General features: G+C 50.4%; 23 protein-coding genes. 3 read left to right on the forward strand and 20 right to left on the reverse strand.

Features of this window, described 5'->3' with window-relative positions; genetic code table 11:
• Positions 1–825 precede the first annotated feature (825 nt).
• From ACX5KA_RS02000 to ACX5KA_RS02010, 3 genes are all read left to right on the forward strand, one after another.
• On the forward strand, positions 826–1245 hold the full coding sequence (locus tag ACX5KA_RS02000; RefSeq protein ID WP_020745498.1) for a hypothetical protein: 420 nt from the start codon (positions 826–828) through the stop codon (positions 1243–1245).
• 313 nt (positions 1246–1558) lie between these two features.
• Positions 1559–2140: a HupE/UreJ family protein gene (locus ACX5KA_RS02005; protein WP_105933846.1), complete on the forward strand. Its 582-nt coding sequence runs from the start codon at positions 1559–1561 to the stop codon at positions 2138–2140.
• Positions 2141–2396: 256 nt separating this feature from the next.
• Positions 2397–2795 (forward strand): hypothetical protein, encoded by a 399-nt coding sequence (locus ACX5KA_RS02010; protein ID WP_146129513.1) that lies wholly within the window; start codon positions 2397–2399, stop codon positions 2793–2795.
• Between the two features lie 18 nt (positions 2796–2813).
• On the opposite strand, the gene hypE is transcribed toward ACX5KA_RS02010, so the two are convergent.
• The 20 genes from hypE to ACX5KA_RS02110 form a co-directional block, all read right to left on the reverse strand.
• The gene (hypE, locus tag ACX5KA_RS02015; protein WP_020745495.1) at positions 2814–3860 is read right to left on the reverse strand and encodes a hydrogenase expression/formation protein HypE; all 1047 of its coding nucleotides are present in this window, start codon (positions 3858–3860) and stop codon (positions 2814–2816) included.
• A gap of 17 nt (positions 3861–3877) precedes the next feature.
• A complete protein-coding gene (gene hypD / locus ACX5KA_RS02020; RefSeq protein WP_020745494.1) occupies positions 3878–5005 on the reverse strand; it encodes a hydrogenase formation protein HypD in 1128 nt (375 codons plus the stop codon).
• Positions 5005–5709 (reverse strand): D-sedoheptulose-7-phosphate isomerase, encoded by a 705-nt coding sequence (locus ACX5KA_RS02025; protein ID WP_020745493.1) that lies wholly within the window; start codon positions 5707–5709, stop codon positions 5005–5007. The genes hypD and ACX5KA_RS02025 overlap by 1 nt, the downstream gene beginning before the upstream one ends.
• 5 nt (positions 5710–5714) lie before the next feature.
• Complete coding sequence (locus tag ACX5KA_RS02030; RefSeq protein WP_232230546.1) at positions 5715–6050, reverse strand: HypC/HybG/HupF family hydrogenase formation chaperone; 336 nt, start codon at positions 6048–6050, stop codon at positions 5715–5717.
• On the reverse strand, positions 6010–7485 hold the full coding sequence (locus ACX5KA_RS02035; RefSeq protein WP_020745491.1) for a sigma-54-dependent transcriptional regulator: 1476 nt from the start codon (positions 7483–7485) through the stop codon (positions 6010–6012). Before ACX5KA_RS02035 ends, ACX5KA_RS02030 begins: the two co-directional genes overlap by 41 nt.
• Positions 7485–8507: a hydrogenase nickel incorporation protein HypB gene (gene hypB, locus ACX5KA_RS02040; protein WP_071978383.1), complete on the reverse strand. Its 1023-nt coding sequence runs from the start codon at positions 8505–8507 to the stop codon at positions 7485–7487. The genes ACX5KA_RS02035 and hypB overlap by 1 nt, the downstream gene beginning before the upstream one ends.
• Positions 8508–8509: 2 nt before the next feature.
• Positions 8510–8851 carry a hydrogenase maturation nickel metallochaperone HypA gene (gene hypA, locus ACX5KA_RS02045; RefSeq protein WP_020745489.1) on the reverse strand — a complete coding sequence of 114 codons (342 nt, stop codon included), beginning with the start codon at positions 8849–8851 and terminating at the stop codon, positions 8510–8512.
• Positions 8844–9992: a nickel-dependent hydrogenase large subunit gene (locus ACX5KA_RS02050; protein ID WP_105933848.1), complete on the reverse strand. Its 1149-nt coding sequence runs from the start codon at positions 9990–9992 to the stop codon at positions 8844–8846. The genes hypA and ACX5KA_RS02050 overlap by 8 nt, the downstream gene beginning before the upstream one ends.
• Positions 9989–10561: a [NiFe]-hydrogenase assembly chaperone HybE gene (hybE, locus tag ACX5KA_RS02055; protein WP_071978381.1), complete on the reverse strand. Its 573-nt coding sequence runs from the start codon at positions 10559–10561 to the stop codon at positions 9989–9991. Before hybE ends, ACX5KA_RS02050 begins: the two co-directional genes overlap by 4 nt.
• 2 nt (positions 10562–10563) lie before the next feature.
• The gene (locus ACX5KA_RS02060) at positions 10564–10785 is read right to left on the reverse strand and encodes a rubredoxin (RefSeq protein WP_071978380.1); all 222 of its coding nucleotides are present in this window, start codon (positions 10783–10785) and stop codon (positions 10564–10566) included.
• A gap of 9 nt (positions 10786–10794) precedes the next feature.
• Positions 10795–11658, reverse strand: coding sequence for a hydrogenase expression/formation protein (locus ACX5KA_RS02065; protein ID WP_071978379.1), 864 nt, complete (start codon positions 11656–11658; stop codon positions 10795–10797).
• A 9-nt stretch (positions 11659–11667) separates the two neighbouring features.
• Positions 11668–12099, reverse strand: a complete 432-nt coding sequence (locus ACX5KA_RS02070) for a thioredoxin domain-containing protein (protein ID WP_020745484.1) — start codon at positions 12097–12099, stop codon at positions 11668–11670.
• 19 nt (positions 12100–12118) lie between these two features.
• Positions 12119–12427, reverse strand: coding sequence for a HypC/HybG/HupF family hydrogenase formation chaperone (locus ACX5KA_RS02075; protein ID WP_020745483.1), 309 nt, complete (start codon positions 12425–12427; stop codon positions 12119–12121).
• Entirely contained in the window at positions 12427–13053 is a 627-nt protein-coding gene (locus ACX5KA_RS02080) for a HyaD/HybD family hydrogenase maturation endopeptidase (protein WP_071981095.1), read from the reverse strand. Before ACX5KA_RS02080 ends, ACX5KA_RS02075 begins: the two co-directional genes overlap by 1 nt.
• Positions 13054–13251: 198 nt before the next feature.
• The gene (locus ACX5KA_RS02085) at positions 13252–13557 is read right to left on the reverse strand and encodes a HigA family addiction module antitoxin (RefSeq protein ID WP_020745481.1); all 306 of its coding nucleotides are present in this window, start codon (positions 13555–13557) and stop codon (positions 13252–13254) included.
• 87 nt (positions 13558–13644) lie between these two features.
• Positions 13645–14403, reverse strand: a complete 759-nt coding sequence (cybH, locus tag ACX5KA_RS02090) for a Ni/Fe-hydrogenase, b-type cytochrome subunit (protein ID WP_071978378.1) — start codon at positions 14401–14403, stop codon at positions 13645–13647.
• A gap of 35 nt (positions 14404–14438) precedes the next feature.
• Positions 14439–16163, reverse strand: coding sequence for a nickel-dependent hydrogenase large subunit (locus ACX5KA_RS02095; RefSeq protein ID WP_458730303.1), 1725 nt, complete (start codon positions 16161–16163; stop codon positions 14439–14441).
• Between the two features lie 83 nt (positions 16164–16246).
• Positions 16247–17323, reverse strand: coding sequence for a hydrogenase small subunit (locus tag ACX5KA_RS02100; protein WP_020745478.1), 1077 nt, complete (start codon positions 17321–17323; stop codon positions 16247–16249).
• A gap of 343 nt (positions 17324–17666) precedes the next feature.
• Positions 17667–19970, reverse strand: coding sequence for a carbamoyltransferase HypF (gene hypF / locus ACX5KA_RS02105; RefSeq protein WP_071978377.1), 2304 nt, complete (start codon positions 19968–19970; stop codon positions 17667–17669).
• Positions 19970–21421, reverse strand: a complete 1452-nt coding sequence (locus tag ACX5KA_RS02110) for a nickel-dependent hydrogenase large subunit (protein WP_020745474.1) — start codon at positions 21419–21421, stop codon at positions 19970–19972. Before ACX5KA_RS02110 ends, hypF begins: the two co-directional genes overlap by 1 nt.
• Between the last annotated feature and the right edge of the window lie 26 nt (positions 21422–21447).

Here is a 21447-nt window from a genome sequence, read left to right on the forward strand (position 1 = left end):
AGTACATAGCGTTAATATTTCTTATACTCCACCACCACAGTGAGTCGAACAGTGCTAAAGCACTACGCGCCATGCCCGGCGCACCACCATAAAAAAACGATGACCGAAGTCATCGTTTTCTCTGAATTTTGAGTTTCCTTCTCAGCGATCCCTTGCGACTAAAATCTTCCCGATTAAAATCCGTATACGCCCCTTTCCTTCTTTTCTCACATCATCCTGCGTGAGCTGTTCTTCCTGAACAGATCCCTTTCCATTATTCCTATATAAGCTGTACATCCTGCTACAGCATTCTCCATCCCGGAGTTGTCCTTTTAGGCCTTCCCGACCGGTCCTTTATCCTTAAACAGAGTTCCTTACCCTGTCTTACTCATCCTGAGCAATCCCAAGTTCGTCCGTGTGTCTTCCTGACTCGTCGTGTTTCCTTGTGACACGTTCATAGTACGCTTATAACTAAAGAACGCTAATCCACTGTCGGATATTTTTGCGTCAACTTTGCCGGCCAAAGCTGACAAAAATAAATTTAATTCATATTTTTCATTACGTTAAAAATGAAGCGACGTTTTTAGCACAGACAAGCATCCACCATATCTCACAGCTTTGTAAGATATTTCGTACAAGAAGAAAGGGAAATCGTCTTATCCTTTTGGCTAAGTTCCAAACATCGAAAATTTGCGTACTCAAAGAAACAGTCGGGGAGCTTTATAATCTGGGATTAAAAGATTGCATAGTCTGTCTGCAATTCGGTATAAGTATAGCTAAGTGTTGCAGTAGCGCCAGAGCAGGCCACTATTAACCCGCAGCCATGTATGAAAACGGACTTTATAAATGACCTCAGCCCATCCCCTCAATAAAGCAAAATTAGTGCATGGTATCCTGGCCGCTTTAAGTGTGGGCTTAATACTCTGGGTAGTGAGACAAGAAGTCAATCTGTTGCTGATGCTTGGTGTTTTTAACCTGGTTTGGATAGTGCAGTGGTACAAAACCATGCCCGACGCCACGGTAAAGGATCCGGTAAAGTATGTAACGTTTAACAACGGTCATATTCAGTTTGGCTCAACCTCAATTACGCTCCACAAAGTGACACGGGTGGCGTTAGAAACCACAAGGGAACATTGCTATTTTTCCCTCCCCTATAATCCAACAACACCGGGAAATCCGCCGGGCTTTGTTTTTCCCGCCAGCAAAGCAGTGGAGTTTAAACGCTATCTTCAGACAGAACTTGGTGATATTCATTTTATCCATTAGTGAGCTGCACCGTTAATAGATAAGTAATAACAGTCCTTTACGCTGCGCACAGGAAGTTGCCAATTGCCTGCTAACTGGCAAGCAAGTTACCAGTCACCCTGCTTTCGCTCGTTCGACACAAAAACAACAAAACAATTTAACTTCATAGACTTACGATAGTTTAATCGGTAAATTTTAGTTTGGCACCCGTTTTGCTAAATGTTGTTAATTAAAGAAATGCTAAAGCAGTAGCCATTACAATAAAGTTGTTGTTAAACATCTATACAGGCAACAACACATTAATAACTGTTCGATTTCGCAGTAAGGTAAAAACATGACACGTACACAAAAAATATCCAGCGGCCTTCTACTCACACTTGCTACCACCGCACCGGCCTTTGCGCATACCGGTCACGAGACGGTTCAGAATGCTTTTTTGGCTGGTTTGTCGCACCCCCTGATGGGTATTGATCACCTTATTGCCATGGTAGCAATGGGCTACTGGGCGTCAGGTTTTGCAGGTAAACAATGCAAGGCCATGCTTGCCGCATTTTTTGCATTATTGATTGGTGGTTTTTCATTAGGCTTAGCAGGTTTCAGCTTTTCGTTTATGGAAACGGGCATCGTCCTGACATCTGTAATCACCGGCTTACTTATTGCCACTCGTAAGAACGTAACTCAGGGCCTGGCGGTTAGCCTGGCTGCCTGTTTTGCAATGTTTCACGGTTTTGCCCATGGTCTCGAGACCGCCGGCTCCGTCCCTTATCTGTTTGCTTCAGGTTTCCTCGTTACCAGCGCCACACTGGTAGCGGCGGGCTTTGCTGTGTCGAAACTGGTCTCGCGTAGCATCCCTTCTGCAAACAGAGTTATTGGGCTGGTAATTGCAATGATGGGAGTATCGTTGTTTTCAATTTAGGTGACCCACACCAACTATTGAATGCCATGGGCGGGAGCCGATCTTAGGGTCGGCTCCTTTTTTGCGTTATTAACACCGATGGCTTCATATAATGTTGCGCTAACACATTATAAGCCAGCACAACCTTCACTAACTCAATTGCATATTACCGGAATGTTACCGTAAGCTATTAAGATTAAATAATATGTAAGGCATTCAGGGATGAGTGAGTCAGCTTTTTACTGTAAGCCCTTTCAAACCGTCTTGCGGTGCTGATATGAAAACAGAAAAAGAAATTCTCGCTGAATTTACAGCCCTTGTTTTTGAAAAGGGACAGCCATCAGCCATGGATATTTTTACCAAACAGAATCTGTTAAAAGGATCTTTAACTTCTGTAAGGCTGGCAGCTAACGACGCATTAGAACTGTCTGCTTTAATGCGCCAGGATGAACAGAACAAGTTGAATCTTAAAATGAAGGAGAGCGGTTTACCTTCTCTCACTACGATGCATAATAAGGCATTCAGAAACTTTCTTAAGATTGCCAATCGGGGCATCATCAAAAAAGAACAAGAGTACCAGCTGGTGCGCTCTGTATCAGAAACAACTATTTTAAGTTTGGAACAACAGTCCATTGCTTATAAATTGTTGGAGAGCTACGAACAAACGCACAGCTAACAAAAAATTATGTAAGCGCTAGCAGATCCGCGGCAGTTGCTCACCCACCAGCATATCCAGAATGCGCTCTCCGCCAAAGTGAGTTTTCACCAGCACGCGGTTATAGTTCGATTCAATGACTTCACCAATAATAGCTGAATCTTTACCGGCCGGGTGATTACGCATCGCCTCAAGCACCGCCTCAGCTTTATCGGCCGGGACTGCCGCAACGAGTTTACCTTCATTAGCAAAATACAGTGCATCGAGCCCCAGGATCTCGCAGACACCGCGCACGGTATCTCTTACCGGGATATGTTCTTCCTGCAAACGAATACTGACGGCGGATGACTCAGCGAATTCACATAAAACCGTAGCCACACCGCCCCGGGAGGCATCACGAATAGCGTGCACATCCGGACACGCTTTCAACATGGTTTGGACTAACTCATTTAACGCCTGGCAGTCGGTTTCCAGCGTCACATCGAGCGCCAGATCACCGCGGGCATTAAGTATTGCCGCGCCATGATCGCCTATCAGGCCATTAACAATAATTTTGTCGCCTACCCGGCAGTTAGACGCTGAAATATCAACGCCTTCAGGGATCACCCCTATGCCACTGGTATTGATAAAAATTTTATCGCCTTTGCCTTTCGGTACCACTTTGGTGTCGCCGGTGACGATGGTCACTCCGGCCTTATCAGCGGCGGCTTTCATTGACGCAACCACACGCCGCAGGAGCTCAACATCGAGCCCTTCTTCTAAAATCATACCGCAAGACAAATACTTTGGGATCGCGCCAGACACAGCAATATCATTTACCGTCCCGTTCACCGCCAGCGAGCCAATATCGCCGCCCGGAAATTCTACAGGGTCTACCACGTAAGAATCGGTGGTAAACGCCAATTGTGCGCCACTTTGCATTAGTTCAGCCAATTCAAACCGAGCCTGATCTTCCAGTTGCTCCAGGTCGGGATTAGCGAAGGTCCCCACAAATACATCTTCAATCAGATCGCGCATGGCCTTGCCGCCTGCGCCATGAGCCATGGTGATGGTTTTGGCCCGCAGGGTCCGTTTAGGTTTATTCATACTGCTTACTCGGTTAGTTAAACGGCTTGTTTTACGTCGATTTTGCCATAGCTGTAGTAGGCGGAACAGGCGCCCTCAGTCGATACCATCAACGCGCCAATAGGTGTTTCGGGGTTGCACTGCTCGCCAAACAATTTGCACTCCCAGGGCTTGAGAACCCCCTTGAGCACTTCGCCACACTGGCAGGCTTTAGGATCGGCCACGTGGGCAGGCTCTACGGCAAATAAGCGTTCAGCATCAAATCGGGCGTATTTTTCACGAATGCGCACCCCTGAATGGTCGATTGACCCCAGGCCCCGCCACTCAAAAAATTCGCGCAGCTCGAACACTTCACCAACGGCTTTCAGGGCGTTATTGTTACCCTGCTCGGGAACAATTCGTTTGTACTGATTTTCCACCAGCGCCTTGCCATCACGGATTTGCTCTACCACCATCAGCATGGACTGCAGAATATCCAGCGGCTCAAAACCGGCAATCACCAGCGGGCGTTTATAATGACTGGCAATAAAATCATAAGGCGCTTTACCAATCACCATCGATACATGACCGGGCCCTAAAAAGCCATCGATAACCATATCTGGTGAATCCAGAATCGCCTTGATGGTAGGAATGATGGTGATGTGGTTGCAGAACAGCGAGAAGTTTGTGATGCCTTCCCTATCCGCCTGTAGTAGCGTTAATGCCGTACTCGGCATAGTGGTTTCGAAACCCAACCCAAAAAACACCACGTTTTTATGCGGATTTTTACGGGCAATATCCAGTGCATCCATGGGGGAATAAACCATACGTACATCACAGCCATCAGAATTGGCCTGTTGCAGGCTTTTTTTCGAGCCTGGCACACGCATGGCATCACCAAAAGTGGTAAATATCACATCAGGTTGTTCAGCAATGGCAACGCAGTCGTCTACTCTTCCCATCGGCAGCACACAAACCGGGCAGCCAGGCCCATGTACCATTTCAATCTTATCGGGTAACAATTCTTCCAGTCCGTAGCGAAAAATAGAGTGCGTATGGCCTCCGCATACTTCCATTATTTGTAACGGGCGTTGGGCGGTGGTGGGGATTTCCTCTACCACGGCATGGATGCGTTCAAGCACTCGCCGGGCCATTTGAGGATCGCGAAACTCATCGACAAACTTCATTATTTCTTCTCCTGAGACAACCGGTTGTCAGCCAGCAGGCTGTGCACCAGATCCCATAAAATGTGATAGCAGGCCAGGTGACATTCCTGAATGCGGTGAATACTGTCGCTGGGTACGGTAATACAATCATCGGTGAGTTGTTGTCGTTGCAGCTCTCCACCGGTTCGGCCGGTAAAGGCAATCACGCTCAGATCCATGGCCCGGGCTTTTTTGCAGGCTTCGATTAAGTTGGCTGAGTTGCCACTGGTGGAGAACACCACCAGCGTATCACCGGGGCTGGCCAGCGCGGATAACTGCCGGGTGATGACATGTTCGGTACCCACATCATTACTCACTGCCGTCATCATCGCGGTATCCTGAGATAAGTTGATAGCTGGCAGCGCTTTGCGACCGGTAGTAACCGGGTGCATAAACTCTACAGCCAGATGCGCGGCATCACAGGAAGAACCGCCATTGCCTGCGGTTAACAATTTTCCCTGTTGTGCATAACTGTCCGCAATGCGTTTTGCAGCAGCCAGCAAGGTCTTGCTGTGGCGCTCAAAAAAAGCCTGCTTCACGGCGATACTGTCACGCGCTTTAGCCTGAACAGAGGCAACCAGGGCACTATCTAACTCGTCGTTATCATTAGGGTTAACAGCCGGAGCCTGGCCGGTAAAGGGGTACAATGCCGACAGAACTGACTGGTTATCGGTAGGCTCGCTCATCACCGTTATCCCTGCGCACCCTGCTGCATGGCGTCGAGTTCTTCCTGTAACTCACCAATCTCAGCAAGAATCTCCAGCGTTCGCCGGGCTTCTTCCTCATCGATAATGCTCATGGCAAAGCCCACATGCACCAGCGCCCAGCTACCCACTAAAGTTTGCAGGTTACCATCAGCAGGCACCACACAACTTAAGTTAGCTTCGCGTTTTACACCGGAAACCTGAACAATGCCGGTTTGCATGGCCTCATCGCTGATCGCGACAATCTGGCCGGGGATCCCTAAACACATACTGATATTCCCCTTAATGCTGTTTACTGGTTTCTGAGTCGCCGGATTTCTCAAGCTCGTAGCGTTCCAGCTTGGAACGCAATCCTACCCGCGATAAACCCAGTTCCAGTGACGCGCTGCTTTTATTCCAGCGATGGCGGATCAACGTCTCGCGCAGAATGCGTTTTTCCAGCAGCTCAACCTTTTCTTTTAGCGTGCCTTCAAGGCCAGCAAACATATCAATGTCTTCATCCTCTCCGCCAGGCGCCGCTCTTAAGACCCGCGGATTGAGCAGGTCTGCAGTTAGCCATTCGCCTTCACACATTACCAGCATGCGGCGTACCTCATTTTGTAATTCACGCACGTTACCCGGCCAGCTGTACCGTTTCATACAGGCGATGGCTTCTTCACTAAAACCTTTTACCGGCTTGTCGAATTGATGCATGGCGGTTTGTAAAAAGCTGTTTGCCAGTACCGGAATATCTATCGTACGGCGAGACAATGCCGGCAGCTCCAGGGTGACTTCGGCTAAACGAAAATACAGATCCTGCCTAAACCGGCCGGCGCGCACTTCTTCTTCGAGGTCTCGGTTGGTTGAAGCCACTACCCGCACATTGACCTTGCGGCGCTGTTGCTCGCCGAGGCGGCGAATTTCACGCTCTTGCAGAACCCGCAACAATTTAACCTGAAATGCCGGGCTGATCTCACCAATCTCATCCAGAAAAATAGTGCCGCCATCAGCCTGTTCAAACAGACCCACATGGTCGGTAATCGCGCCGGTAAACGATCCTTTTTTGTGGCCAAACAATTCAGATGCCAACAGTTCATCGGGCATGGCACCGCAGTTTTCTACCACAAACGGCCGGTCTGAACGCAAGCTGTTGTAATGCAGCGCCCTGGCAAAGAGTTCCTTACCCGCACCAGATGGGCCGGTGATCAGCACCGAGACATCATAAGGCGCAATTTTGCTGACCTGGTCACAGATTTTATTCAGCGGGCTTTGCGCATGGCGTTTTATCTCTTCAAGCTGAAAGCTATTACGCAGATGGGCTTTTTTCTCACTAACCTGCTGCTCGGCCTGCTCTTCGGTAAGACGCATCTCCATATTCAGCAGTGCATTCTCACTTTGTAAGGCGCACATCCGGCACGCACTGCGGATAATCATTAGCAGACTTTCCGGGTGCCAGGGTTTGGTGATGTACTGCAAAATACCTGCTTCGTTGAGGCCTTTGATAATGTCTTCTGAGTCGGTATAGCCAGACAAAATAAGCCGGGCGACCTGAGGCCAGCGATCCCGCACTTCGGTTAGCAATTCCACACCGGTACGATCCGGCATGCGCTGATCGCACAGGATCACCTGCACGTCATGGCTTCTCAGTAATTCCAGCGCCAGGTCGGCGCTATTGGCAGTTAATACGTCAAACTCTTCATCCAGAGTTCGCTCAAGAGTTTCAAGCGAACGGACTTCATCATCAACGCATAACAGAATAGGACGTTGAGATGTGGTCATTATAAGATTGCCTTAAACTGCTCTACCTGTTGTTGCAAAAGATAAATACGCGATTCAATGATGGCTGCCCGTTTGGTGTTGATCCAATCAAGCCACTCCTGCATGCCCTCGCCGCTTTTGGCTGACAGCTGAATAATACGGATTTCCGGATTGACCCGTTTGGCGTACTCAATGCATTTCTCGACATCAAAATCCAGATACGGCAGCAGGTCAGTTTTATTCAGGATCATCAATTCTGAAGCATGGAACATATCCGGATACTTCAGCGGTTTGTCTTCGCCTTCGGTGACCGAAAGAATCGACACTTTTGCCGCCTCGCCCAAATCAAACGAGGCCGGGCAAACCAGGTTACCGACATTCTCGATAAACAGCACGCCGCCGGTCATCCCGGAAAAGTTCTCCATGGCATGACCGACCATGTGCGCATCGAGGTGGCAACCTTTGCCGGTATTGATCTGAATAGCCTGAACGCCGGTTTCGCGGATGCGGTCTGCGTCATTGGCCGTTTGCTGATCGCCTTCAATTACGCCTACGGTGTAACGGTCTTTAATGCGGTTAATGGTTTCAGTCAGTAAGGTGGTTTTACCTGATCCCGGGCTGGAAACCAGATTGAGCACAAACAACGACTGTTGTTCAAAGCGTACCCGGTTTTGCGCGGCGTACTGGTTATTTTTACCCAGAATATCCTGCTCAATTTGCACCATTCGGCTTTGACTAAGGCCTGCCACATGGGCATGAGCAGGGCCTTTGCCGAAGTGAATGTTATCGCCATCACTTTCAATGCCGCTGTGGTCATGCTGGTCTTCATGACTGTGAGCGTGTGAATGGTCGTGACTATGTCCACCATGATGGTCGCCATGATGGTGATGATGATCATGGTCGTGATGATGATGCCCGTGGGCATGTGAATGATCATGACTATGCCCATGAATATGAGTGTGATCATGGCTATGCCCGTGGGCGTGTCCCTCATGCCCTTCTATTTTAACTTCACCTTCTGAACAACCGCAAACCGTACACATGTTTATGCCACCTCTAGTTCTTTTATTCTCATTTCTTCACCCTGCGTTATCTGTAAGTGATAACTGCCACAAACAGGGCAACTGTCATAGCGTTGCGTGACCGGGACGGTATCCAGACACTGCAAACAGAAGGCTTTTCCCGGCATTTTTATAATGTGCAGGCTGGCGCCTTCGGCCAGACTTCCTCTTATTACTGCATCGAAACAAAACGTTAGTGCGTCGGCTTCGATAGTGGCGAGCGGGCCAATCTCGACCCACACCGCTTTGACTTTTTCAAACGACTGGCTCACGGCCTGTTCTTCTAATACCTGCAGGATCCCTTCTGCAATAGACATCTCATGCATGGACTAACTCCAACTGCCACGACACACAAGGGTCGAGAAGTTTTATCAGGGTTTCCGCCACCGGGGTTACCTGATCCCAGGGTAAATATAGCCCTTCCAGCATGGTTTTGAGACTCCCCTGGGGATGAAAATTCCACTCAGTGGGGGCAATAATCTGGTATTTAGCTACGTGATTACGGTTATCCAGTTCAACTTTATGTAGCAGTGAACCTCTGGCCGTTTCGACTACAGAGCAGCCGCGCACGCCTGTACCCTCAGCCTGACTAAACTGATGCTGGCGGACTATTGATCTGAGCCTCATTGGCGCTGTGGTTATTTCACGGTAAAGCGAGCGCAGGCGACTTTCAATTAAAAATCCCCTGGCTTCAATATTTTGTCGAGCCCAACGGCCAGTCTCGGCCGGTGCTCCGTTAACGGTTGGCTGATGACAAAATTGTTCCGCTTCCGCAGCCTTTAACGATGTCAACACTACCGTCAGCTGTTGCGACTCAGTTAAGTTTAACGTTTTTGCGGCCAGTCCTAACGGGTATTTACCGCAGGCTTTCAACAACTGACATACCTGGGTTGATAATCCCATCGTTGCTAACGAGGATCCTGCCTGGTTGGCCGGTAATAATGGCTTAATAACCTCTTCCAGTTGCCGGGCCAATTGCTCTAGCGCCGGCTGACAACCCGCCTCACCGGATGTTGCCGAAGACAGGGTTAAACTCCAGTCAAGTTGCTTACGGCACTGATTAAACCAGTCCACCACATTACTCATTCTGGATTTATGTTGCGGCGCCCAGTTGGTCACCCAGCTAAACACTTGCTCCCGTAAAGACTCTGCAAATAATAGCGTATCCCGGGCTTGTTTGATGACTAACGTTTCGCTAATGCCAGCGGCGCTCTCTACGGCTCTGAGCGCGGCGATTAACTGCCCCATCCCGCAAATATAAAAGAGCGATGGCATCATCGCCAATACCCGATCAACCGGTTTTTCCCTGAACAGGCGGGTAACGGCAAACGGGCGGGTATTGTTTATCTCAACGGCTTTGATATGGTCACGGTTATAACAAATGGTTACTTGTATGCCGCCGGTAAGCGGATTAGTCGCTGTGTTATGCGCTTTACTTCCGGCAGCCAGTTCTGCAGCAATATTCATGGTCTGCTGTCCTCCCGCCGGGCGAAGTTGCCGGTTAAGAATGCCCGGCGACTCACCTGTGGCGTCTCATCATCGGCCACTTGCTGTGCACTCCCTGCATCACAGTCTTGTGCATCAAGCTCAGCGGCCTGGCGCATTTCGCTATGAACCGTATAGCTTTGATGTCGTTCTGAAGGCGCAACGTTTTCGGCATCAAACAACGCTGCCAACACTTCCTGCGCGGTTTCCATCGCTATGCTCTGTGATGAAAACTCAAACATCGGTGAAAACACCGAGCAGGTGGCAAAATCGCCACATTCTCCGGCATAAGCACGGATAAACTCGTATTGGCCGGAGGGCAATTTCTGACGAAATTTAGCACCAACCTGCTGAACGTTATGATGAGACGCCTCGCCCGGGAGCAACACAATATTCATACACCAGGGCGTAACGATAATGCCCAGCCAATTGTCTTCCCATGACAAAAATTCGGTCGCATCCACTGCGAGCTTATTATTGTATACCGGCAGGCCTGCCATTTTGCGGGCTACCGATTCATAGAAAGCGACAACTGCTGTACCGTTTGACACTGTTAGTCCTCTATCACCATAAACTGATCGCGGTCACCATCACATTCCGGACACCGCCAATGGTCAGGCAGGTCGACAAACGCCGTGCCTGGTGGAATTTGCCAGACCTCATCACCTTCCGCCGGGTCGTAAACATACCAGCATATCTTGCATTCCAGTCTGGCCTGCTTATCTATCCGGCTGGCGTCGCCTAAATAACTGCCTTCAAAACCCTGAAAACTCATTCTGCCTTCCTATACCAGTGCATCGCGAATTTCAGACAGACGGACCGCTGAATCGGCCAGATCCTCGGGGGCGGCGCAAGCCACTGCGGGTATTGCCACAATTTCCAGAGTGTCCAGGATTAGTTGGTCGGTACTGTTGTAATACTGCACTCGCCACAGGCCATCCACCTGAGTCGACGTGATCCGGCAGTTGCCGTATCCGCGGGACAAAATGGTGACACTGCCGGTACCGGTAGTTTCGGTCAGACTGTAGTGGTCTTCAGGCGAAAAAGGTAACAACGACAGGTTTATTACATGCGAAGCCATCCCTGGGTCGCGCTGGTAGTCAACTGAGGTATCCGCAATTTCTATCAATACTGAAGGCGCATTCAGTAGTCCTTCTGGCAGGCTGGCGATTCGGGCGGGTAAATCCACCTTAGTGGCAAATGCCTGGTCTTTCACACATTCGGGGATCTCTGCCACCTCAATAGCTTCTGCAGTCACGTTACCCTGCTCGTCAAAGGTACGTAAACGCCAGATACCGGCCATTACCGTTTCCTGAATTCTGACCGGCTTATCGCCATCGATCAGAACGCTCACCTCGCCTTCACCGAGGATTTGATTAAGCAGGTTTAAGTCTGCCTCTGGTAGCTCAGTAAGCGTCATAATGCTGCTCTGACCGTTTTCGTTGATCTGGCCAAGCATAAGCTGGATATCGGCGAGGATACTCATGGCCTGAGGGCAACGTTCCAGCTCACTTTCTTCCGGAAACGATGGCATATCATAGGTGTTCATTTCCGATGGCATCTTCATGTAATCAAGCACCATGTCGCCTTCTGACTGGCTGCCCGGCCCGATTGGGACATTGACGATGTTTATACTGTTATCACGCATGTTGTTCCCCTATTGTCCGCAACTTTTACTCACCGGATTAAACACTACCGGAATACCGATACCCGGATCAGGGCGGGGCTCCAGCGTCAGAATTCGATTGATTTCGTGTACGTAGTCATCCCAGTTTTGCACTTTGGTAATGGCGTCGAGATACTGGCCATGCTTAAGAAACACCAGTGCCGGCCACGCCATAAAGTTATAACGGCCGCGACAGGCGGTTTGAATATCTTCAGATACCACCGCCGGGGTAAGCTGAGGAAACTGTTTGATCAGCTCTGGCAGGATCACAGCTACATCCAGGCTTTCCGGAAAGCGTTTAGGATCTTCGGTTAAAAACAGTACACTAATTGGTGTCTGCTCTATGAAACCTTCAAAATTATCGTCATCGAGTAAAGGGTAACCTAACTCGTCGATAAGACGATTGATCAGCGGTGAGTTCATAGTGTTCTCTTATCTTGTGTTATTTTAAAAGCGGTTTTAAATGGTCTGGTAGCTCAGGCTCGCGCTCGACCAGATCTTTAAAGCAATCGTCGAGATCAACACTTTGCCCGCACATCACCCGTTCTATAGCGCTGACGGCCTCTTCCACCTGTTGTGCCCGCGCTTCAGTGAGCACTTCCCGGGCAGCGTCTAAAAAGACTAACAACCAATCACCTGGTACTACATCGCCCACCAGCGATATATCAATCCAGCGCTGCTCTGCGCCACGCTGACAGTAAGCCTTGTGGCTGTCGGTGTGAATTACCTGAAACGGCACGCCAATACACATTACTTGGTACTTTCCCCTACAGCACTGCCTATGACACGGCTATCACCGGTACGGCAGGCTGCCTGCTCATCCGGGCGGCCCTGCTCATACTCACTCAGGTTTAACTGACCCGGCGCCAGTGCCTGCGACGTCCCCGCGCTTCGTTGCGCAGAAATACCAAACTGCGTCAGGTAGGCCAGCGCAATGTCGATAGCGGGTTGCACCTGCGCCTTTACTTCTTCGCGCAAACTGCCGCCAAAATCTTCCAGCTCAACCGGCTGACACCCCACCAGCAACAAATCTGCCGGGTAATGACCGGTAAACTCGGCCATGGCTAACACTTCCTGAAAACCGGTCTGATGCAGACTCATCTGTTTAGCGCCCATAAATTTAGGCACTTCGTCGTTATAGATGGTTTTTAAGGTGCCTGGTGCAAGGCCGTAATCAATAGCGTCGAACACCACCAGCACATCGGCTTCCTGAACATGCTGTACCAGATAAATGCCCTGGGTACCGCCATCCATGATCTTTACGTTTTCGCCAAACTCGTAATTCTGGTTGAGCGCCTCAACACAGCGAACACCAAACCCCTCATCGGCCCATAACACATTGCCAATGCCCAAAATAAGTATTTGCTTTTCATTCAATCGACTTTGCACGGTGTAAAACTCAAACTCTCTGGCGCTTGCGCTAATTACATTTTATTTACATACATCAAGTTGCATGCCAACTTAGTAAAAAATCAGGAATCACCGTATGGCGGGGTGTCACGGGGGGCGTTACAAGTAACCACAATAATATAAAGGATATAGATATAACAACACTATTCACCAATTGGAAAGTTACTAACCACCCTCTTTAACAAATCGGCGGCTGGCATCGTACAGCTCCCAAAGCTGTTGTTTTTCCAACCAAAACATCGGCGTAGTCTGAAAGTGTCGGGCCAGTCTGATAGCGGTATCGGCAGAGATCGCACGTTGGCCTTTGATAATTTCGTGTACACGTCGGCGGGATATGCCTAACAGTCGCGCCAGCTCAGACTGGCTGATATGCAGCGGTTTAAGATAACAACGCTCAAGAAATATACCGGGATGTTCAGGCTTGCGACTACTCAGGCAGTGGCTGCGAACATTGAGATTGAAGGCTGTCATCCGGTTGCTCAGAATAGTCATTAAAATGGGTTAAAGAAAAAGGGACGCAGGCGGGGTCAACAATTGCCTGCATCCCTCTGAGGAGCCTCAATCCGGCTTATCGTCCTTAAACATCCGCCAGCCGCTGATCATGGTGGAGATCAGACTTTGACGTGACATGATGTCTTCACGAATTGCCACATAGACATGGATCATAATAAAAGTGATCAGATACCACATGCCCAGGCGATGCCAGGTATGCACATCCTGACTCTGGCCAAACAGCGGGATCACCCAGCCAAACAACGTATCCTGCCAGCTTCCCTGCCCGGCACCTTCACTGTAAAGCGCAAAGCCTGTGAAGATCATAAAGATCATGCCGAGGATGAAGAAAAAGAACATGCCCAGTTGTGCCAGCGGGTTGTGACCGATGTACTTCTTGGGCGTCTTTTCCATAAACAGGTACCAGCGTACCTCGTGCCATACCTCTTTCCACCAGGCTTTCACAAAAAACTTGGGGAAGAACAGTTCACGGGAATGATGGTTCCCTACCAGTGCCCAGTACAACCGGCCGATAAAGCCCACGGTTACCACGTAAGCCGCGGCAAAGTGGGCAAAGCGAATGTAACCCATCAGGAAATTATCGCTGGCTTCCCCCGGTAAAGTGGGTAAAGGCTGACCGATAAAATACCCCGTCACGCACAGCGTGATGATGGAAAACACGGTTATCCAGTGCCATAAGCGCACTGGCGCCTCATAAACATAGACCGCGGTTTGACGGCGGGTGATAACCTTCTCATCACCACTGTGATGGTTATCCGTAAGCTGACTTCTCTCAACAGCTTTGCTTTTCACTGACGTAGACATAATTGAGTCTCCAGAGAGAGCAACAGAGTGCTCTCTTAACGAATTTTCACTTTAGTCAGTTCCTGACCGTCTTCACTCATTACGTGTGTGGAACAGGCCAGACACGGGTCAAAGCTGTGTAAAGTTCGCAGGATTTCAACCGGCTCATCAGGGCGCTCCATGGGCGTATTAAGCAATGACGCTTCAAACGCACCGATATTGCCTTCTGAATCACGTGGAGAACCATTCCAGGTAGTCGGTACCACTGCCTGATAGTTTTCAATTTTACCGTCTTTAATCTTAATCCAGTGACCCAGTGCACCGCGCGGCGCCTCGTTGGTGCCCACACCCTTGGCTTCTTTCGGCCAGGTTTTTGGATCCCATTTTTCCACATTGGCGGTAGAGGTATCACCGTTTTTAATGTTATTGACCAACTGATGCCAGTCATCCAGCATAGAGTCGACACACAGCTCAGAATCCAGTGCTCGCGCCAGGGTTCGGCCCAGCGTTGAAGGCAGGAACTGTTTTAAACCGAGGTCCATACCAGTGGCCTGGTTAAACGCCGACAGTGAGCGGTCAACTTGTTCCTGAACGTACTCTTTGCCAGAAGCATAAGCCACGATGTAGCGAGACAGCGGGCCCACTTCCATGGCATGACCTTTCCAGCGCGGTGATTTAATCCAGCTGTACTTAGCGCTTTCATCAAGCTCTTTAATATTTGTTTTGGTGCCTTTAAAGTTTGGCCCCAGTTCAAATTTCGCTTCTGTTTCACCGTCCCAGGGGTGCAGGCCTTTAGCGCCGTTAGCATACTGATACCAGCTGTGGTCCACGAACTCCTGAATTTCATCCGGATTACGCACATCCACCGGGTGTATCTCATCCCAGTTGCCATTGATAATCGCGCCAGCCGGAATGAGGTCGGTGGATTTATCGCCCGGTACCACTGTGTGCGTACCATAACTCAGCACGTTAGAAGCAGCCAGACCGCCGCCGTACAGCCAGTCTTTATAAAGCGTTGCAATAGCAATCACGTCCGGAATATAAACGTTCTTAATGAAGGCTTCGGCCTCGCGAATACGCTCCAGCACAAAGTTCAGGCTGGTCATATTGACTGGCGCGCCGGATGAGCCGGTACCGTCGAGATTAATCGCACATGGCACACCGCCAACCATAAAGTTAGGGTGTGGGTTCTTACCGCCGAAGATAGTGTGGATCTTAACGATCTCTTTTTGCATATCCAGCGCTTCAAGGTAGTGCGCCACCGCCATCAAATCCGCTTCAGGCGGCAGTTTATAAGCCGGGTTACTCCAGTAACCATTAGCAAATAACCCTAACTGGCCGCTTTCGATAAACTTCTTAATGCGGGTTTGCACGTCGCGGAAATAACCCGGACTGGACAGTGGATGTGACGACGATATTTTCTGCTGTAGGGCAGAGGTAGCTTTCGGATCGGCTTTCAGCGCATTAACCGGGTTCACCCAGTCCAGCGCATGTAGGTGATAAAAGTGCACCACATGATCGTGGATATTCAGGGTCTTATCCATCAGATGCCGAATAAGGTGCGCATTTAACGGAATATCAATGCCCAGCGCATCTTCTACCGCACGCACACTGGTGAGTGCGTGACAACCGGTACACACTCCACAAATACGTTCAACGAATGCCCAGGCATCACGCGGGTCACGGCCTTTTAAAATGACTTCCAGACCTCGCCACATGGTGCCGGTGGATACCGCATTGCGGATAATGTTGTTGTCGTCAACGTTAACCTCGCAGCGCATGTGACCTTCAATACGTGTCACCGGGTCCACCACAATACGGCGGCCAGAACTGTCGAGTAATTTAGAATTTAACGGCGTGTTCATTATTCTTGTTCTCCCTTATGCTGCGCGCGTTTCACCGCACTAACGGCAGCATGGGCAGCAATCGCTGCACCTACACCACCAGCAACGGCAGTGCCTACTTCATCAGCGTTCGATTCGATACCGAACTGGTTAATGTCAGTCAGACGGTCATAGAAGGAACCTTTGTCCCAGAAGCCATCTTCGGAACAGCCGATACAACCGTGGCCGGCCTGAATTGGGAAGGACGTGCCTTCGTTCCAGCGTACGGTTGAACAGGCGTTATAAGTTGTTGGCCCTTTACAACCCACTTTGTAAAGGCAGTAGCCTTTTCGCGCGCCCTCGTCATCCCACTGTTCAACAAACTGACCGGCGTCAAAGTGCGGCCGGCGATAACATTTGTCGTGGATACGCTGGCTGTAAAACATCTTCGGACGTCCCTGACGGTCCAGTTCCGGTACCTTGCCGAAAGTCAGCATATAGGTAATTACGCCGGTCATTACCTCTGCAATGGGCGGACAACCCGGCACTTTAATGATGGGCTTATCTTTTATCACTTTATGAATAGGCACCGCCTGAGTGGGGTTTGGACGAGCGGCCTGAACGCAGCCCCATGAGGCGCATGAACCCCAGGCAATAATGGCCGCCGCGTCTTTGGCGGCATGCTTAAGCTGGTCAAGGAATGGCTTACCACCAACGATACAGAACATGCCGTCTTCATTCAGCGGCGGATTACCTTCTACAGCCAGGATGTACTTACCCTTATACTTCTGCATGGTCTCTTCAAGAATCGCTTCGGCCTGATGGCCTGCTGACGCCATTAACGTATCGTCGTAATCCAGTGAGATCATCGACAGTACAACGTCTTTCACCAAGGGGTGTGCAGAGCGAATAAAGGATTCAGAACAACAGGTACATTCCAGTCCGTGCAGCCACAGCACGGGGGTACGCTCCTTGGTCTCCATGGCATTGGCAATACGCGGTGCAAACGCAGGGCCCAGGCCTAATGCAGCAGCAGTCAGGCTACAATACTTCAGAAAACTGCGACGGGTAATCCCCTGTCGCCGCATGACTTCGTAAAAGGTCTCTAATTGGGACATTCGGTCCTCCGGCAGTGATACCGCTGAAGTTACACTTACCTCAAATTTGCACGGCCAATCGGTCTTGGTTTTTGTTCTGATGTAAGTTGCGTTCAGCTATTATTTTTCTAATAACACAGCGTGGTGTTTTGTTAGTACGCACAAATCAGAATGCAAACAACAGACCAACTACAAAAACCATTTATTTTCATAAAGTTAGAATAAATCGAGAGAGAGTTACCTGAAGTCTACTTACCACTAGAAGAGGAAAGCGGAAAGTCTGTTTACACTGTGTTAACGGTGTTTCCAGACAGTAATTAATGAGGGGATGGCAGAGCAGAAGCTATGCCGGATAAAGCTGATTTTATTGATTTTTTGCCAGAGCAACCAGGGCCTGACCAAAGGCTATCCCGCCGTCATTCGCCGGCAATTGCTGATGCGTAAGGACTTTAAAGCCACTTGACTGCAAGGTATCCTGCAGCGCCTCACTAAGCAGCAGATTTTGCATCACACCACCGGATAACACTACGGTAGTAAAGTCGTAAGCCGCTTTTAACTTTAGCGTCATCTCACTAAGCGCAATCACCAGCCCTTTATGGAAAGCCATTGCCATTGCAGCTTTGCTCCGTCCCTGGCGTAAATCCGTTATAATCTGCTGCCACATCGCCTGAGGCACTACTTGATTATCAGTAATCCTGAGATGATAAGGTTCAACATCTTCCTGGCAGGTCTGAGCCAGCGATTCCAGCCGGATTGCAGCCTGCCCTTCGTAGGTTATTTGTGCCGGGGCGCAGCCAAGCGCCGTCGCAACGGCGTCAAACAGCCGGCCTGCAGAGCTACTCAGCGGGCAGTTTAACTGCATTGTCAGCATTTTTTCGAAGCTGTTGCACATGGGGTCTGCAAACTGTGGGCAAATATCGGTCATTTCTGCCAGTTGCCCGGCAGTGAAGCATTGTCGGAGCTGAGCATACAGCGACCGCCAGGGTGACTTGATCGCCTGAGCGCCACCAATTAAGGGGACCGGCGCTAGTGAGGCTATCCGTTTCATGGCAGCATAACCACCATATAAAAACTCGCCGCCCCACAGGGTCTCATCGGTGCCGAAACCGGTGCCATCCAGGCATATTCCGAGTACTGCATCGCCGGCCAGCGGATACTGATTGTCGCCCAGACAAGCGCCAATGTGCGCATGGTGATGCTGTACCCGGGTAAGGTGATTGCCCTGCTCTTCCAAGCTTACACCATGTTTTGTGGACAGATACTCCGGATGCATATCACAGACGTAATGTTCAGCAGCGTTTTCGTACAGCTCGCGATAAAGCTGCAAGGTGTGCAAATATTCATCGAACGTACTGGCATCGTGCAGATCGCCAAGATGTTGGCTAATCACCGCCCGGCCATCCTTAATCAGACACAGGGTATTCTTTAACTGGCCGCCCAAAGCGATAAGCGTCTGCCCGGCAGAGAAACCTGATGGTAACGGTAAGCTGGCAGGCGCATACCCGCGCGCGCGGCGCAGTATTTGTGTACCGTATTTACCCGCCACCACCACCGAATCATCCAGGCGGTTGTGGATTGGGCGATTGTGCAACAGCAACACATCGGCAATGTTATTTAACTGAGAGCGAGCCGCATCATTGGTGATCGCCTGGGGTTCCCCGGAACGATTGCCACTGGTCATTATCAGTGGAAAGTCTACCTCTGCCAGGAGCAGATGATGTACCGGCGAATAGGGTAACATCACACCGATTTTCGTATTGTCAGGGGCAACCGATGGCGCAATTTTATATTGCTCCGGGTTTTCCTGCCGGGACAACAGCACAACCGGCGCAGCAGGATGCGTTAACAGCGCCTCATCCTGCTCGTTAACTCTGGCAAACTGCCTGATTGCCTCAATATTCGAGGCCATTAATGCCAGCGCTTTATGGGGGCGCTGTTTTCGTTCACGTAATCGTTTCACTGCCTGTTCATTAGTGGCGTCACACGCTAAGTGAACCCCGCCAATCCCCTTTATCGCTACGATTTGACCATCCCGTAATGCCTCACCGAGGGCCTGAAACGGCGTCTCACTGGCGACTGGCTCACCACCGGGTGTTTCCAGCCAGCAATGAGGGCCGCAATCAGGGCAGGCATTTGGCTGGGCATGAAAGCGGCGATCGGCCGGGTTGTCATATTCCTGCTGACAAGCCGCACAAAGGGTAAATTCCACCATGGTGGTGGAGGCACGGTCGTAGGGAATTTGCCGGATAATACTCAGCCGCGGGCCGCAGTTGGTACAATTGATAAACGGATAATGATAACGGCGATCACCAGGCTGGAACAGCTCTGAAAGGCAATCCGGGCAGGTAGCGGCATCCGGTGCACAGCCGGTAGTAACGATCCCCGACTGAGATACGTCTATTGCAAAGGATGAAAATACAGGTAAATCCAACGCCTCTTGATGCATTGCATCAATCCGGGCCAGTGGCGGTAACTGCTGCAACATCAGCTCAGCAAACTCACCAGCCTGCGCCGCACTGCAATTAAGCTCAACTATAACGCCACCGGTATCGTTGAAAACCCGCCCGGTGAGCTTTAACTCTGTTGCCAGACGCCAGATAAACGGGCGAAAACCCACGCCCTGAACAATCCCGTTAACGCGTAAGCGCATTCCTTTGCTGTGTGGCATTAATGCACCGTGCAGGCCATACAGGGATCGAAAGAGCGGACAATATGTTGTACCGACACCGGTGTTTTCTCACCGTTCATTACCGGCGCGCCAACGACCGCCTGCTCCAGCGCACCGGGCTGTTCGTGTTGATCCCGGGGCGAAAAATTCCAGCTGGTCGGGGCGATGATCTGATAGTTACTGATCTTACCGTTTTTCACTTCCAGCCAGTGACCTAAGGCGCCCCGAGCTGCTTCAACCAGGCCAACGCCGGAGGTCTCGGCGGGCATTTCACCGTGATGACAAAAGGGCGCGGTAGGATCAATTTGCTTAACCCACTCTTCCATTTGCCCTACCACAATGGCCACTTCAAGCAGTCTGGCCACCACCCGGCTTAACACATTGCCACCATGGCGGCTTATCATGTCTCGCATCAGCGGGTGACCGTTAACTACCTGTCGCGCCAATGGCCCGACTTCCACCACCTCGTGACCTAAGCGGGGCGCCTTACACCAACTGTATCCCGCCTCGTTATCCAGCGTTGGCTGGGTAATTCCCTGCGCCGGCGGATGCGGATGGTCGGTGTCACTCATCCAGCTATGGGAGTGATCTTCGACTATTCGGGCGATATCCAACGGACTTGTCTGGCCATCTCTGTAGCTGCCAGCAGCCCACATCGGCTCATCAAGAGCACCATAAGCGCCGAAGCTGAGAAAATGATCCGTTGCCCTGCCAAGCTGGTGTAATTGTTGTACTTCAGCCACATGCAAAAAACGGCGGAAGTCAGAGCTGTGCCAGGGCTTTTGCTGATACCACTGCCATAATTCGGCTTCGCTTTTAAGCTGACTAATGGTGGTCAGACTATCGCCAAATAAAGTACTTTCGAGAAAACGCTTAAACCCGGCAACGATGGCCAGTAAACGCATGCGCTCTTTGGGCTCAATCGCTTTGGCTACCCCACCCGGCTGTAAACTCAGGGTGTGTGGCCACTTGCCGGCCATCAGCCCCATCAGGTGCAGAAAATCGGCCCGAGCTGGCAACATCTGCGTTGAGGCAGAGCCTGCAGTGGCTTTAAACCGCCCCTGAATATCACCAAACCAGCTAGCGCCAGCGTATGTGTCGCGGGCAAAATCGGGCATAAAAAACAGATAAAAATGCGTGATCAGATCGGTAATGTTTTCACTTGCCAGCACTAAGTTGGTACACAGCTCGCCGTTTTTCGGCATACTCAGTCCCATGGCATCAGCTAACGCCCGGGCACTGGCCACCGACTGGGTAACCGAGCAAATACCACAGATCCGCGGCGTATAAACCAGCGCATCCATGGGTTTGTGGCCCAGTAAAATTCGTTCAAACCCACGATACAGCGGCGAGTTTACTTCAGCTCGCTGCACTTTATCTTCGCCGGTTTCCAGGGTGATTTCCAGGTCCCCTTCCACGCGATTAAAGGGGCCTGCGACAATTCGGCTCATACTGCTACTCTCTGACTGCACATACT

Source organism: Alteromonas alvinellae, from assembly GCF_902705805.1.

Coding starts and splice junctions, on each gene's coding strand:
- ACX5KA_RS02010 (WP_146129513.1), top strand. CDS start 2,397: ATGAAAACAGAAAAAGAAATTCTCGCTGAATTTACAGCCCTTGTTTTT.
- ACX5KA_RS02025 (WP_020745493.1), bottom strand. CDS start 5,709: ATGAGCGAGCCTACCGATAACCAGTCAGTTCTGTCGGCATTGTACCCC.
- ACX5KA_RS02035 (WP_020745491.1), bottom strand. CDS start 7,485: ATGACCACATCTCAACGTCCTATTCTGTTATGCGTTGATGATGAAGTC.
- cybH (WP_071978378.1), bottom strand. CDS start 14,403: ATGTCTACGTCAGTGAAAAGCAAAGCTGTTGAGAGAAGTCAGCTTACG.
- ACX5KA_RS02095 (WP_458730303.1), bottom strand. CDS start 16,163: ATGCGCTGCGAGGTTAACGTTGACGACAACAACATTATCCGCAATGCG.
- ACX5KA_RS02065 (WP_071978379.1), bottom strand. CDS start 11,658: ATGCGTGATAACAGTATAAACATCGTCAATGTCCCAATCGGGCCGGGC.
- ACX5KA_RS02110 (WP_020745474.1), bottom strand. CDS start 21,421: ATGAGCCGAATTGTCGCAGGCCCCTTTAATCGCGTGGAAGGGGACCTG.
- ACX5KA_RS02075 (WP_020745483.1), bottom strand. CDS start 12,427: ATGTGTATTGGCGTGCCGTTTCAGGTAATTCACACCGACAGCCACAAG.
- ACX5KA_RS02000 (WP_020745498.1), top strand. CDS start 826: ATGACCTCAGCCCATCCCCTCAATAAAGCAAAATTAGTGCATGGTATC.
- hypA (WP_020745489.1), bottom strand. CDS start 8,851: ATGCATGAGATGTCTATTGCAGAAGGGATCCTGCAGGTATTAGAAGAA.
- ACX5KA_RS02085 (WP_020745481.1), bottom strand. CDS start 13,557: ATGACAGCCTTCAATCTCAATGTTCGCAGCCACTGCCTGAGTAGTCGC.
- hypD (WP_020745494.1), bottom strand. CDS start 5,005: ATGAAGTTTGTCGATGAGTTTCGCGATCCTCAAATGGCCCGGCGAGTG.
- hypB (WP_071978383.1), bottom strand. CDS start 8,507: ATGTGTACGGTTTGCGGTTGTTCAGAAGGTGAAGTTAAAATAGAAGGG.
- ACX5KA_RS02005 (WP_105933846.1), top strand. CDS start 1,559: ATGACACGTACACAAAAAATATCCAGCGGCCTTCTACTCACACTTGCT.
- hypF (WP_071978377.1), bottom strand. CDS start 19,970: ATGCCACACAGCAAAGGAATGCGCTTACGCGTTAACGGGATTGTTCAG.
- ACX5KA_RS02070 (WP_020745484.1), bottom strand. CDS start 12,099: ATGAACTCACCGCTGATCAATCGTCTTATCGACGAGTTAGGTTACCCT.
- ACX5KA_RS02060 (WP_071978380.1), bottom strand. CDS start 10,785: ATGAGTTTTCAGGGTTTTGAAGGCAGTTATTTAGGCGACGCCAGCCGG.
- ACX5KA_RS02050 (WP_105933848.1), bottom strand. CDS start 9,992: ATGAATATTGCTGCAGAACTGGCTGCCGGAAGTAAAGCGCATAACACA.
- hypE (WP_020745495.1), bottom strand. CDS start 3,860: ATGAATAAACCTAAACGGACCCTGCGGGCCAAAACCATCACCATGGCT.
- ACX5KA_RS02100 (WP_020745478.1), bottom strand. CDS start 17,323: ATGTCCCAATTAGAGACCTTTTACGAAGTCATGCGGCGACAGGGGATT.